We start from the raw sequence: 13,075 nt of genomic DNA, 5'->3' as shown, positions 1-13,075 counted from the left end.
CGCGTGGGCGGATATCCCGACTTGGGCGAACAGGCGTACCACTATTAGGGGCACAGCAATGCTCTTACCATATTAATTGCTGTATATATGAATTGTCTGAACATAACGGGACTGGTGCGACTTGAACGCACGACCTGACGCTTAGGAGGCGTCCGCTCTATCCAACTGAGCTACAACCCCAACTGCGAAGCATATATAATTATAGCAGTAGTTTTAGGGAGACTGCCAAAAATTATCCCAAGAGCCGCCGCCTACTTCTAAACCACAAAGAAAACTTTCGGCTTTTAGAATTATTTTAGATTTTCTGCCATTTAGTTCTCGTAACTCTAAATTTAGTTTTCCTTGCATGGTGTCCCGGCAACAGTATCTTAAACCTTCTGCTGTCGGCGCACGTAGAGGTGTACCAGGTAAATCTGTGGTTCCTGTTAATTCAATTTCATAACTAGAATTGCTAGCTTTCATTTGCCATCTCCCCCAAGGCTGAATTTCCCACTCTACTTGTGAATTCCAGGGAACAAACTCATAAAATTTGCCTTGATAGTGCAGTCCAATCATCGCTACAGATTCCATCCACCACAGCACACCCCGTCGCCCGCCGCCAGCAGTTAATGCTAAGTCGGGTTCGCCCTCGAAGCAATTACAATTTATCCAAAACCATTTCTGAGGAAAAGCACCACCCCAATTTTTCTCGCCGTAGGCTGGGGCGTTAGTGAATTCGTAGATTTTGCCATTCCAGTCAATTTTCCCACTGGCTAAACCGTGAGCCATCAAAATTTGCCATCCAGGTTCAAAAATCTGCAAAAATGACAGCCAGCCAGCAGTTGATTGCTGAATGCCATTTTGATTGCCCCAACCGTATACTGGTTGAATTTCATACTGCCAACGGCAATAATTATTGGTGGCGCGATCGCGAATTATTCCCTGATTCAAGGTGGCTGTAGCTTGATATCCTTCTTGGACATGATATTCAAACTCTGCTGGCAGGAGGTATAAGGGAGAAACTTGCAAATTATTTTTACCCCAATGACCTAAACCCAAAACATCCCGACTACCCCAAAATTTGTTGACATTAGGAAAAGTACGGCAGAGATACTCATCATCCGGGCCGAGGATTTGGGCTGCACCGCCGCTGTAAGGTTTACCGCCGATGGGATCTTCAATGGAGTACATAAAGGCGAATGTTTGCCCAATTTCCGGCAAAGTGACGCGGTAATACCAGCCCTCAAAGAAGCGGCGGCTACTGCCATCCCAGTGATAACCAGAATGGGGCGTTTGGATTGATTGGAGAGGATTTTTGGGAATAGTTAACATAGGTTTAGATAGTTGCCGATTTTTTCAGTATGCGCGATGTCTTTGATATCAATGATGCTTATGAAATTCTTGGGCTGAAACCCGGTGCCTCTCAAGTACAGGTGAAGCGAACTTACCGTAAACTGGTGAAAATTTGGCATCCCGATCGCTTTGTCGATCAAAAGCAAAAACAGGAAGCTGAGGAAAAAATCAAATCAATCAACGCAGCTTACAACAGGCTCAAATCTGAAATTCCATCTGAGCCTCCTATTCCTGAAAATCCATCTTCATCTTCGCCTAAAAATCCCCCAAAAATATCTGTCAATCGTTGGGATGCAGAAACTTTCTACACTTTAGGGGTAGAAAATGCTACACAAGGAAGATATGAGGATGCGATCGCAGATTTTACCCACGCAATTCGTCTCAATCCTCACTATATTGACGCGTATAAATATCGTGGGCTAGTTTGCTCACAATTGGGATACGAATATAGAGCCGCTTCAGATTTAAATAAAGCTGCGCAAATAGAAGAAGAGTTAAGCAATCCGGGTGCTGCACGTAGATCGCGCTCACCTAGATATGTATCAAAACCTAGACCTCTGTTAGAAAGATTTTGTCAGAGGATAAAAAGTTTACTGCGGCTAAATCGGCGTTGGAGATAAGTAGCGAATATAGTTTAAGACACTTCAGGCGGCGACACCAGACCTAGAGTTAGATAATACTTATATCTGGGAATACTAAATGTAGTAAGATTTGCTACTGATTTCTTAGTATGAGCGATCTTTTTTATCAATTCATCATCTACCAGTATAATAACATCCATCTTTGGGACACTCTTTCTCTTGATTAAGTATTAACTTCCTACAGATAGAGCCACTTGCCGATCTCAGAGGTTATCCTGAGAATCACCAACAGTCGCGTAGCAAATAAAACTCAGCCCTTATCAGCAACATATATTTTTCAACTCAGTAAAACCTCTTGTTTTTACAAAGTTTTTAGTTTGTCAACATCATATCGAGGAGTGAAATCAACAGCTATGTCTATTCCCAATGAACCCGAAAGTAAAAACAGTGAAGTCAAGCAAGAATCTTACACTGATATTAATGGCAATACTCACACTGACTTCACGCGAACCAGTGAAACAGTAAAGAACAACGCAGCTAATCCTAACTCTTACACCAACGGTTATGTACAAGGTCGAAGTGTTGAGCGTAGCAATCAAGCAGATTTAGCCCAGCGTGATGAAAACAATGCTAGTGGTGGTTTGCTGTTAGGTATTGTCATTACTTCCCTACTTGGTTTGGTTATAGGTGGGGTTTGGTACTTCAACCAGCAGAATAACGCAGCGGTTAACAATGCTGTGCCGGTCGTGGTTCCTGTACCGAGTAAGAGTAGTCCAACTCCCAGTGCATCTCCTCAACCACAAACAACGATAATCGAAAGAACTAGGGAAGTACCTGTACCTGTTGCTGTTCCTGTTCCCCAACAGCAAGTTACACCTCCCTCTGCACCTCGCCAACCGGATATTAACATTACTATTCCGCCCCAGCAGCCTGCGGCAGAAAAAGCACCTTCTGTAACCCAGCCAGCCCCTAAAGCGACACAAAGTCCGGCGACGAGTCCAACTACTAATACTCCGGCTTCGCAGAACGATAGTTCTACTAATACTGTCGCTCCTGGTACGAAAAGTGACACTTCTAAAAGTACTACACCTCAAGGAGTAGACCAGTCAAACAGTAAATCTAATAGCGGTTCTGGTCAGTAAAGGCCTCTGAACTTTCAGCCCACTTGATAATATTGGCGTGAATGCCAACATTAGCAAGTGGGACAATTTTTAAGCAATATTTCTGAATTGTTGCGATAAATTAATGGTATTCAAGTTTAGTAAAGGTGTCTTGTAGCTAAACAAACACAATGCTAGATTAAGACCAAGGTACAAACAGGTTAAAAGTTAAACAAAAACTTTCAAGTTAGAGCCTGTGCCTCCTGCTCTAATCTTCTCGCGATCGCTCTTTTTGTTGTGGCATCCGTTGAATGGGTTTTTGCCTTAAGTTCAATGAGTTGTTTTGGAGGTTTTAGAACGCACAGCCAGAAAATGCCTGCCTAGTTGGAATGTAAGGATGTGCAATTCTGAGTAAAGCGATCGCGAATACTGTCCACCAAATTTTAAGTTAGTCATTTCTGAATTCTCCAATCTTCAAGGAACCGCCCCAAGCTATTGAGATTTATCCATCGTAGCTTCAGGCGGTTTCTGCTTTGAGTGTTATGCATTTGAAATTGCACTCTGATCAGTTAAGGCTGTCCTTTGTCCTTTGTTTAAACTAATGACTAATGACTAATGACCAATTAAAGTAATTACAGTCACTTCAGGCGGACAAAATAAGCGTCCTGGTTTATAAGTTCCTAAACCACGATTGACATATAGTTGATTTTTTCCCACCTTGTGAAACCCTTGCGCCCACTCCCAATATCGGACTACTTTCGAGCAGTCTCCTAAGCAAAATGTTAGCCAACTTCGCAATTTTTTGGGAATTTGTTTGAGCAGCTTTTTATAATAGAGTACTACAGGACCAATGCCGGGAATTACGATGTGACCACCGTGGGTATGACCAGATAGTTGCAAATCTACGCGCCATTGTTGCAATATCTTGGCTGTATCTGGGTTATGGGATAAAACAATGCGCGGTGTCATCGAGTCTAGTTGATTCATAACTGGTGCGGGGTAGAATTCTCGTGACCAATAATCAGCTAGTCCTACTAGTGGTAATTCTTTTCCTAGTGGATAGGCGATTTCATTCCAAAGTACGTGAACCCCAATGCTAGTTAAAGCTTGTGTAACTTCTACTTTGGAGTGGCTGTAATAGATATCGTGGTTCCCAAGTACGGCGTAGATACCACAGCGACTTTGCAGATGCTTGAGTCGAAGTACCAATTGGTGAATTGGTGTGGGATCGTCAGTTACGTAGTCACCAGTTAATAGAATTAAATCTGGTTCAGCTTCGTTAGTAAGTGCGATCGCTTTTTCTAACATCTCTTCCGACAGTCGCAAACCATCATAGTGAAAATCTGACAACTGTACTAACGTTGTACCTTGTAAAGATGCAGGAAGTTTCGCAATCTTAACCGTTATTTTATCTACTCTTAAATGTCCTGTAAACAACCAATGCATAAGTTAACCGATACTCCTCATACCAGCGCTTATAGCTTATCAAAAATAAAAATGTAACTTGATAAAATGCAATAATTTATGTCATCTACTTCAGATACAATTAATTCATGGATTTAAATTTTGCGATGAAAGTAAGCAGATTATGCCTGAGTTTGCAGGCACTCATTAGCCAGAGTACCTGCTGAAATTGCGTTCTTTTTTTTGAATTTGGAATTACCTACTCACCTTGTAGGGTGATTATAGTAACTTCTGGAGGGCAAAATAAGCGTCCTGGGAGGTAAGTTCCCAAACCACGATTGACATATAGCTGATTTTTACCTACCCGATGCAAACCTTGCGCCCATTCCCAATGCTTGACTACAGAAACATTTACCTCTAAAAATGGGAATCGACGCCGCACTTTTCTGGGTATTTTTTTTACAAGCTTTTCGTAAAACAACGCCGCAGGGCCAATTCCGGGAATCACGATTTGACCACCGTGAGTATGACCAGATAATTGTAAATCAACTCGCCATGTTTGTAATATCTCCGCAGTATCTGGGTTGTGGGATAAAACGATGCAGGGTGTGTCAGGGTTTAGCTGGTTCATAACTGGTGCAGGGTGAAATTCCCGTGACCAATAATCAGCCAGTCCAACGAGTGGTAATTCTTTTCCTAGTGGATAGGCAATTTCGTTCCAAAGGACGTGAATTCCAATGCTAGTAAGGGCTTCTGTAACTTCTATTTTTGCCTGTCTGTAATGTATATCGTGATTGCCAAGAATAGCATAGACACCATAGCGACTTTGCAGATGCTTGAGTCTAAGTACCAGTTGTTGAATTGGCGACGGATCGTCAGTTACGTAGTCACCAGTTAATAAAATTAAATCTGGTTTAGCTTCGTTAGTCACTGCGATCGCTTTTTCTAACATTTCTTCCGACAGCCGCAAACCATCGTAGTGAAAATCTGACAACTGCACCAGCTTTTTACCTTGTAACGATGCAGGCAACCCTGCAATGTTAACCGTCAATGCTTCTGTACTCAACGGCCCAGATAACAACCAATGCATAAAACGTTCAATAAAGCTCAATCATAGCGCTTACAGCTTAACTGAACATTGTTGGTTTGTGTGTAGTGACTAGTGCAAGTTATTGAAAATTTTATGAAAGCTGTAGATTTTAGTGTATTTATACTTATTCAAATCAACAACAAAATTACTACTAAATTATTTTGTAAAAAAATACTAATTAATATTAGAGTTAGTCTGCGTAGGCATAGCCGATCGTACCCCTACTTTGAGCGTTTGAGAGATATTGCTGTTTACGCTGCGTAATTAAATCAAAAATGGATACAGTCGAGCTTAGGACTTTAACCTAAAACTCCAGTTTATTGATCTTGGTGAAACCCTAGAACAAACCCGAAAGCTGGTAAAAATAGTGTAACTTACACAGAAATATCAACTAGCTATTGGGAAAGGAAACTACTACTTTTAATTGGGTACAACCCGTATAGTCTATAGCTTTAAGTCACTTTTCTAGATTTTATAATATAAGTAAGACATAAAAATAACGCTTCAATTATATGAAAATACTCTCATCAGAGCTAGTCCATTTGGGATTTGGCAAATATGTGCGTTCTGACCAAGTAACAGCAGTTATACCAATAGAAGAGGAGCGAGGCCCAGGGCGACGAACCTTTGTTCACGTTCAAGGGCAAAACGATCCAATTATCGCCTCTCGCGCTGAAGATACCATCGTGCGTGATTTAGTACAGGAACCACGCGAAGTTACTCAAGCCCGTCAGCAGCAGGAAATTCTTCAAGATTTATTGGTTAATTTGGCTAATGTTAATTCCACTGTGCGTCGAATTAACCGTGATGAAGGCAGTTTGGATCTTGATTTGTTAGAACGACGAATTAAGCAAGTCCTGGAAAATTAATTGCAGAAATCAGCAAACTAAATAACGGAGAAAGATATTGCTGAATACAATTACAGACCAAGTTTCAGTATCAGATACACAAACAAAATTGCCAAAGTTGTGGATACCTGAACGGGTACTGTTTACACCTGCTGCCCTAGATGAAGTTTGGGGTCAGCAGATTCTTGCACGTGTGCAGTCACTCAACTTACCAATAGAAGAATTATCACAGAACCGCCTGAAGGGTCTGCGCGGTGAATCTGAGCGGGATACTTACAACATCGCCAAGCGTACCTTAGCGGTGGTTACTGCACCACCCAGTTCTTTTAAACTGAGTCCGATCCCACCTTCTGCGGATTGGCAGTTTCACATTGCCGAAGGTTGTCCGGCTCATTGTCAATACTGCTACCTAGCTGGTAGCTTATCGGGGCCACCTGTAATTCGTGCTTTTGCCAATTTACCGCAGATATTAGAGAACTCAGCTAACTACGAGCAACAGGGAAAAACCACAAGTTTTGAAGTTAGCTGTTACACAGACCCCTTGGGTATTGAGCATTTAACTGGAAGTCTTGCTGAATGTATCCGTTACTTTGGCACTCGTACCAATGCACATTTACGTTGGGTATCGAAGTTTGATGCTGTGGATGGATTACTCGATTTACCACACAATGGGCATACTCGCTGTCGGATGAGCGTTAATGCCGCACCGATTTCTGGTAAGTTTGAAGGTGGCACGGCATCCATAGCATCTAGGCTGAATGCATTGCGACGGTTGGCGCTACCACAAGAGCGTGGCGGTGGCGGTTATCCAATAGGCTTAGTTATCGCGCCAATTATGCCGATAGACGATTGGCAAATGCACTATAGTCGTTTGTTTGACCAGATAAACGAGGCACTGGATTTTGACTGTAACCTTACCTTTGAATTAATCTCGCATCGGTTCACACCAGGGTCAAAAGAAGTGTTACAAACTTGGTATCCGCAATCCAAATTAGAGATGGATGAGGCAAAACGCAGTGTCAAGCGTAATAAGTTTGGTGGGACGAAGTACGTTTACGAGAAAGACACAATGAAGGCATTGCGTAGCTTTTTTGAGACTGAGATTAGTAGGCGCTTTCCAAATGCTGAAATTCTTTATTGGACTTAGAAGGCTACTTCGCTCATATAGAGTTTGAGCAAATTAATTATTTGGTTAAGAGAGCGATTGATATATTATGCGATCGCTCTCTTTTCAGGTTAAAGCCGTAACACATATAAATGGTTTCTTACCTTTAAAACCTAGTTTGTCTACTGCACCAAGATGAAATCTGCTGTAAATAGAGCTATTAAGTAATTGGACAAAAATATTTACAGTCATTGCGAGCGTTCGTGGAGCGTCTCGTAGAGAAGCGAAGCAATCGCAAGGGCTGGGATTGCTTCACTCCGTTCGCAATGACATTGTGTAATTAATTATGTCTGACTACTTACAAGTTCGACTTACACCTACCTGAGTTTGGCTACGCCCATTCAAAGCGAGATAATTTTGGCAGACGACAGGCGGCGTTATAAATTAATAAGTGTATCTGCAATACCGGACTTGTTCTGGCTTAGTCTCAATAGCAAAGGTTTGGAGATGTTTACTTTATCAGAAACTTCTATCCTGGCGGCAATCCTACTGGTAGCTTTAGGCATTTTAGGCTGGGGCTTTTATCGCGCCAGACCTTTTGGTAAGCTGGGAATCTTAGCCTGGTTACAGTCGGTGGTGTTGATGACTCCCTGGCTCCTGTTTTTTGGATTGTTTGCCGCAGGGATTTACGTCAATATAGCGGGTATATTGTTCTTAATAGTGACTTCCGCTGGATTGTACATCTACTTGGGCAAACAATTACGCGCAGCTGGGCAAGATGACATCCTCAAGCAACGCGCAACAGAAAGGCTTGCTGCTGCTTCCTTAATTGAAGCAAATTCCCCACAACCAACAGCAGCAGAACTCAAAGCGGAGATTCCGCCAATACCGGAAGATGACTTGAATGCAATTAAAGGCATTTTCGGTATCGATACGTTTTTTGCCACAGAAACCATCGCCTACCAAGATGGAGCCATTTTCAAAGGCAATTTGCGGGGAGAAGCAGAAGAGACTCACAACCGTCTAACTGCAAGTTTACGGCAACGCCTTGGCGATCGATATCGCCTATTTTTAGTGGAAAACACAGATGGTAGGCCTGTGGTGATTGTCCTACCCAGCCGCAACGATCCTCGGCCGATGTTGTTATCGCAAAAAGCTTTTGCAGGTATTCTGTTGATAGCAACCATTGCTACTAATTTAGAAGCTGCGGGATTACTGCTGAATTTTGATTTTTTTGGCAATCCAGGACGGTTTCAAGAAGCTTTGCCTATAGGCGCTGGAATATTTTCGATTTTAGTAGCTCACGAAATTGGTCATTGGTTACTTGCACAGCGTCACCAAATTCGCCTTAGCTGGCCCTTTTTTCTACCCGCAGTGCAAATTGGTTCTTTTGGTGCAATTACCCGCTTTGAGTCTCTGTTGCCCAACCGCAAGGTATTATTTGATATCGCCTTGGCAGGGCCAGCCGCAGGTGGTATTGTCTCTTTGTTAATGTTGGTGACAGGCTTGCTGCTTTCTCACCCAGGTAGTTTATTTCAATTGCCCAATCAGTTTTTCCAAGGGTCGATTTTAGTGGGAAGTTTGGCGCGAGTTGTTCTTGGTTCGGCGTTGCAGTCACCCTTGGTAAGTGTTCATCCCCTAGTGGTGATTGGTTGGCTGGGGTTAGTAATTACCGCTTTGAACTTAATGCCCGCAGGACAACTAGATGGTGGGCGGATTGTTCAGGCGATTTATGGACGCAAAACCGCAGGACGAGCAACGATCGCAACTTTAATTTTACTAGCGCTAGTGTCTCTCGGTAATATGATTGCCATGTATTGGGCGATCGTGATTTTCTTTTTGCAACGAGATCAAGAACGCCCCAGCTTAAATGAAATCACTGAACCGGATGATGCTAGAGCTGCTTTGGGGCTTTTGGCTCTATTCTTGATGATTACCACGCTTCTACCCCTAACTCCCGGTTTGGCTGGGCGTTTAGGAATAGGATAGAGAGTGCTGAGTGCTAAGTTAGGAGTTAGGAGTTTGAAGAATTCTGCCTATCTCCTCACTCCCAACATTTCTAAGGTTTCCAACCTGCTAGCAAATTCGGGTAAGCTGTTGGTGTAGGGAAAATTTTCTGGAAGCCAGTTTGACGTTCTTGAAGCTTTTCTTTGCTCATATTCCAGAGGGTTTCATAGAAAAAGAAAGAGACTCCAGCAAAATTGCGATCGCGTACTTTTTGGACTTGTGTCTGAATCTGTTGCATCGGTATAGATCGGTTTTTCAACCCAGCTAAAATTCCCACGCTCACTGGAATATGGGTTTTTGCTGCTTTCACTTCTGGATACTCTAATTCGCTCACAAAAACATTCAAGTCATCCCGATATATCTGCAAAACTAAGTCTTCAATAATTCCCAGCCGTTCCCACTTCTGCCAGTCTGCTAAAAAGAAGTCATAAGAAAAACGTTGAGGATTAGGAGCAACAGAAACCAAGCAATTTTTTTTAGTAGCTTTAATAGCTGTAAATACCCGTTTCATAAACTCAGTAATTTTGTTAGCTCTCCAACGCACCCATTCTGGATCTTTGGAGTCTTTGGAGGGAGCTTTTCCTCGGTGTTCTTGTTTGTAAAGTGCTACTGTATAGGCATCGTAACCTAATTCTGATGGTAAGCCAAAATGGTCATCAAATTGAATCCCATCAATATTGTAGTTTCTAACAATTTCAACGATTAAATCTTGAATAAATTGTTGTACTTCTGGGCGAAAAGGATTTAGCCAAACGCGATTATGTGTCCCTTCTTTGACAATCCGAGTCCCATCACTGCGACTAGTGAGCCATTGGGGACGATTTTTAGCTAATAGAGAATCTGCTGGTGCCATGAAGCCAAATTCAAACCAGGGAATCACTGTTAACCCTTTTTGATGTCCCACATCGACAATTTCTTTGAGGATATCTCGCCCTTTGAGTCCGGGTGTGGGATCGAGTGATCGCCCGATAACTTTTAGTGCAACTTTGCTAGGATACAATGTATATCCCCAATTCCAAACCGCCGGATATATAGTATTAAAATTGAGTTCATCAAGGCGTTGCAAAGATCCCTTGAGGCGATCGCGCTCAAATAACACATCACTATCAATATTTGTTAACCACACCCCTCTTAACTCAGATTTTGGCGTTGACGGCAGATTAATTTGAGCGTTCGATGGGAACGACAACATCATCGTAGCCACCATGCTTAAGGTCAGCATAACGACAAACACAAGAGACTTTCTACTTTGGCGAAGATTCCACCAAGAAGGAAACTCAACACACCACTTTACAAACCTTTTCATCATTATTTAAAATGTCTGTATTACTGAAGAAAACATCGGTATGATAACTAATATTAATGCTTAACCTTTGTTTCTTGCTCTAAAAACAGATTGCCGATATAAAATAAAAGTTGCATAGTAGCTCGATAGCCACTTTGCTAAAATGACCATAATCTAAGCGGTTAAAAATGGGAATCCCTTGACGGTAGAGAGGAATTTTTAAGCGTTGAGCGATCGCTACTCCATGAGAGTTGGTAATTAGCAAATCAGATCCAACCGCCAGTTGCTCAAAGTCTTCCAAATCACCGATAGTAACGCTAGGAATCGGAAGTTTTTTTAACAGAGGAAAGCGTGTTGTCATCACCGCTGAGTGAATTTCAACTCCTAGCGATCACGCCGAAATCCCAAACCACGGCAAGGTGTTTAAGTGCTTTATATCTGCTTATTTACCTGATTGGGGGGATCGGGATGAAAATACTTTGGGAAAAACAACTTGAGCTAGAAAGAGGCATATTCATTGGGATCTAATCCTTGCGATTCCACTTGGGAGATATTGGGGAAATAAATATTTGGGGTAAAACTGGGGTAATGTAAAAGGGTCAAGATGTTTACAAAGCAGCTGTGTTAAACAAAAAGTATGTCGTCCGATCAAAGTAGATATTATCCCAAGACGACGATGGTCTTCTAAATAAGCATTGGCTTCTATAATTCCCATTTGACACACGGGTGTAGATCCGTTAGACGGATTTTCCGCTCCTTTATACCCTATATTGTCAAGTTAGGCGCTTATATCTTGCAGTATATAGATAACTTTTACCCTCACGACTGGAGAGCAAAATCTTGGGCATAGAATTACGCAGTTTCGTATTTCTCGACAACCTGCAACCTCAACATGCAGCATATATGGGAACAGTAGCCCAAGGCTTCTTACCATTACCAGGAGATACATCACTGTGGATTGAAATCTCTCCTGGTATCGAAATTAATAAGATTACGGATATAGCCCTGAAATCTGCCTCTGTCCGTCCGGGAGTGCAGGTAGTTGAACGACTATACGGACTATTGGAAGTTCATTCTAGCTCCCAAGGCGAAACGCGAGCTGCTGGTCAAGCTATTTTGGCGGCACTGGGAGTCAAAAGAGAGGAATGTCTGAAACCGCGTGTTATTTCTAGTCAGATTATCCGCAACATCGATGCTTATCAAACACAACTGATTAATCGCACACGCCGAGGACAGCTACTATTAGCAGGTCAAACGCTGTATGTATTAGAAGTGGAGCCTGCTGCTTACGCTGCACTGGCTGCCAATGAAGCGGAGAAAGCAGCGAGGATTAACATTCTTGAAGTTCAAGCTGTAGGTAGTTTTGGACGGCTTTACTTAGGTGGACAAGAACAGGATATTCTAGCAGGAGCAGCGGGAGCATTAACGGCCATTGAAAGTGTCGCTGGTCGGGTAAATTCTCTGGGTGGGCGTCAGGAGTAAAGGAGAAAAAATGGCAAATCGAGAGCATCTAACTTTACTCAAAGCAGGTGCAGTGAAATGGATTGAGTGGAGAAAGAAAAATCCCCAAATTGAACCAGACCTCAGCGCCGCGAATCTGGAAGGCGATAACCTCAGAGGCGCAAACCTCCAGGGGGTAAACTTAAGAAAAGCCGATTTGGGTAATGCTTTACTCGTGCGAGCAAACCTTAGTAGTGCTGACCTCAGTAGTGCCAACCTCTACAAAGCCTTCCTGAATGAAGCTAACCTGAGTGCGGCTAACTTCAGTGTTGCTAACTTGAGCGGCGCTATACTTACGCAGGCGGATTTGAGCCATGCCAATTTGATTGGAGCTGACTTGAGTCAGGTGGATCTTAGAGGTGCTGCGATCGCATCTGCTAATCTAATTGGTACTGACTTAAAAGGCGCTAACTTGAGAGATGCCGATTTAGGTGCAGCGAAGTTGATGCGGGCTAACCTCTCTTTTGCCAACCTCGTTGAAGCTAACTTGATTGCGGCTGATCTCAGCGAGGCGAGTTTATACGAAGCAGAAGTTTTAGGGGCTTATCTTTACAAAGCTGACCTGTACAAAGCTAATCTGACCAAGGCTCACCTCAGTGGTGCATACCTATTGCGGGCTAATCTAAGTGAAGCTGATTTGAGTCAAGCTGACTTGAGTTGGACTAACCTTAGAGACGCGAATTTGGCAGGAGCAAATCTCAGAGGAACTAACCTTAGAGGAGCCGATATTCGGGGAGCTAACCTCAGTGGCGTAAATCTTCAAGAAACAATTATGCCTAACGCTTCAAGACACCATTAGTTTACAACAACAAGGAATTGACGT

At 42.7% G+C, this 13,075-nt stretch carries 12 protein-coding genes, 1 tRNA gene and 1 pseudogene; 7 read left to right on the top strand and 7 right to left on the bottom strand.

Annotated elements, in window-relative coordinates; genetic code table 11:
- Positions 1–106 precede the first annotated feature (106 nt).
- A tRNA-Arg gene (locus tag HWQ42_RS26025) sits at positions 107–180 on the bottom strand.
- Between the two features lie 33 nt (positions 181–213).
- On the bottom strand, positions 214–1,311 hold the full coding sequence (locus HWQ42_RS26020) for a tocopherol cyclase family protein (RefSeq protein ID WP_292817097.1): 1,098 nt from the start codon (positions 1,309–1,311) through the stop codon (positions 214–216).
- Positions 1,312–1,340: 29 nt separating this feature from the next.
- Here HWQ42_RS26020 and HWQ42_RS26015 point away from each other — a divergent pair, with 29 nt between their 5' ends.
- Both HWQ42_RS26015 and HWQ42_RS26010 read left to right on the top strand, forming a co-directional pair.
- Positions 1,341–1,952: a DnaJ domain-containing protein gene (locus HWQ42_RS26015; RefSeq protein ID WP_292817096.1), complete on the top strand. Its 612-nt coding sequence runs from the start codon at positions 1,341–1,343 to the stop codon at positions 1,950–1,952.
- 374 nt (positions 1,953–2,326) lie between these two features.
- Positions 2,327–3,055 (top strand): hypothetical protein, encoded by a 729-nt coding sequence (locus HWQ42_RS26010; protein WP_292817095.1) that lies wholly within the window; start codon positions 2,327–2,329, stop codon positions 3,053–3,055.
- Between the two features lie 288 nt (positions 3,056–3,343).
- Here the strand turns inward: HWQ42_RS26010 and HWQ42_RS26005 are convergent, their stop codons facing one another.
- The 3 genes from HWQ42_RS26005 to HWQ42_RS25995 form a co-directional block, all read right to left on the bottom strand.
- Positions 3,344–3,469 carry a hypothetical protein gene (locus HWQ42_RS26005; RefSeq protein ID WP_292736867.1) on the bottom strand — a complete coding sequence of 42 codons (126 nt, stop codon included), beginning with the start codon at positions 3,467–3,469 and terminating at the stop codon, positions 3,344–3,346.
- 156 nt (positions 3,470–3,625) lie between these two features.
- Positions 3,626–4,459: a metallophosphoesterase gene (locus HWQ42_RS26000; RefSeq protein ID WP_292817094.1), complete on the bottom strand. Its 834-nt coding sequence runs from the start codon at positions 4,457–4,459 to the stop codon at positions 3,626–3,628.
- 217 nt (positions 4,460–4,676) lie between these two features.
- Positions 4,677–5,507 carry a metallophosphoesterase gene (locus tag HWQ42_RS25995; protein WP_292817093.1) on the bottom strand — a complete coding sequence of 277 codons (831 nt, stop codon included), beginning with the start codon at positions 5,505–5,507 and terminating at the stop codon, positions 4,677–4,679.
- A gap of 512 nt (positions 5,508–6,019) precedes the next feature.
- On the opposite strand from HWQ42_RS25995, the gene HWQ42_RS25990 reads away from it, so the two are divergent.
- From HWQ42_RS25990 to HWQ42_RS25980, 3 genes are all read left to right on the top strand, one after another.
- Positions 6,020–6,376: a hypothetical protein gene (locus HWQ42_RS25990; protein ID WP_104900334.1), complete on the top strand. Its 357-nt coding sequence runs from the start codon at positions 6,020–6,022 to the stop codon at positions 6,374–6,376.
- 103 nt (positions 6,377–6,479) lie between these two features.
- Positions 6,480–7,502 carry a spore photoproduct lyase family protein gene (locus HWQ42_RS25985; protein ID WP_292817112.1) on the top strand — a complete coding sequence of 341 codons (1,023 nt, stop codon included), beginning with the start codon at positions 6,480–6,482 and terminating at the stop codon, positions 7,500–7,502.
- A 465-nt stretch (positions 7,503–7,967) separates the two neighbouring features.
- Positions 7,968–9,449 (top strand): site-2 protease family protein, encoded by a 1,482-nt coding sequence (locus tag HWQ42_RS25980; RefSeq protein ID WP_292736858.1) that lies wholly within the window; start codon positions 7,968–7,970, stop codon positions 9,447–9,449.
- 70 nt (positions 9,450–9,519) lie between these two features.
- On the opposite strand, the gene HWQ42_RS25975 is transcribed toward HWQ42_RS25980, so the two are convergent.
- The gene (locus HWQ42_RS25975; RefSeq protein ID WP_292817111.1) at positions 9,520–10,773 is read right to left on the bottom strand and encodes a glycoside hydrolase family 10 protein; all 1,254 of its coding nucleotides are present in this window, start codon (positions 10,771–10,773) and stop codon (positions 9,520–9,522) included.
- 53 nt (positions 10,774–10,826) lie between these two features.
- Positions 10,827–11,143, bottom strand: a pseudogene (locus tag HWQ42_RS25970) (nitrogenase component 1); the annotation flags it as partial.
- 449 nt (positions 11,144–11,592) lie between these two features.
- On the opposite strand from HWQ42_RS25970, the gene HWQ42_RS25965 reads away from it, so the two are divergent.
- Together HWQ42_RS25965 and HWQ42_RS25960 are read left to right on the top strand one after the other, a co-directional pair.
- Complete coding sequence (locus tag HWQ42_RS25965; protein WP_104908762.1) at positions 11,593–12,234, top strand: hypothetical protein; 642 nt, start codon at positions 11,593–11,595, stop codon at positions 12,232–12,234.
- A gap of 10 nt (positions 12,235–12,244) precedes the next feature.
- The gene (locus tag HWQ42_RS25960) at positions 12,245–13,051 is read left to right on the top strand and encodes a pentapeptide repeat-containing protein (protein WP_292817092.1); all 807 of its coding nucleotides are present in this window, start codon (positions 12,245–12,247) and stop codon (positions 13,049–13,051) included.
- Positions 13,052–13,075: the final 24 nt, after the last annotated feature.

The organism is Nostoc sp. JL23 (assembly GCF_017115065.1).
In the GTDB taxonomy this organism is placed as follows: Bacteria; Cyanobacteriota; Cyanobacteriia; order Cyanobacteriales; family Nostocaceae; genus Nostoc; species Nostoc punctiforme_A.
This window is presented reverse-complemented; position numbering and strand designations above follow the sequence as displayed.

What these genes read in the sequence shown, in the direction of transcription:
- HWQ42_RS25995 (WP_292817093.1), bottom strand. Translation starts at nt 5,507, where the DNA reads ATGCATTGGTTGTTATCTGGGCCGTTGAGTACAGAAGCATTGACGGTT.
- HWQ42_RS25980 (WP_292736858.1), top strand. Translation starts at nt 7,968, where the DNA reads ATGTTTACTTTATCAGAAACTTCTATCCTGGCGGCAATCCTACTGGTA.
- HWQ42_RS26010 (WP_292817095.1), top strand. Translation starts at nt 2,327, where the DNA reads ATGTCTATTCCCAATGAACCCGAAAGTAAAAACAGTGAAGTCAAGCAA.
- HWQ42_RS25975 (WP_292817111.1), bottom strand. Translation starts at nt 10,773, where the DNA reads ATGAAAAGGTTTGTAAAGTGGTGTGTTGAGTTTCCTTCTTGGTGGAAT.
- HWQ42_RS26015 (WP_292817096.1), top strand. Translation starts at nt 1,341, where the DNA reads ATGCGCGATGTCTTTGATATCAATGATGCTTATGAAATTCTTGGGCTG.
- HWQ42_RS26005 (WP_292736867.1), bottom strand. Translation starts at nt 3,469, where the DNA reads ATGACTAACTTAAAATTTGGTGGACAGTATTCGCGATCGCTTTACTCA.
- HWQ42_RS25960 (WP_292817092.1), top strand. Translation starts at nt 12,245, where the DNA reads ATGGCAAATCGAGAGCATCTAACTTTACTCAAAGCAGGTGCAGTGAAA.
- HWQ42_RS26000 (WP_292817094.1), bottom strand. Translation starts at nt 4,459, where the DNA reads ATGCATTGGTTGTTTACAGGACATTTAAGAGTAGATAAAATAACGGTT.
- HWQ42_RS26020 (WP_292817097.1), bottom strand. Translation starts at nt 1,311, where the DNA reads ATGTTAACTATTCCCAAAAATCCTCTCCAATCAATCCAAACGCCCCAT.
- HWQ42_RS25990 (WP_104900334.1), top strand. Translation starts at nt 6,020, where the DNA reads ATGAAAATACTCTCATCAGAGCTAGTCCATTTGGGATTTGGCAAATAT.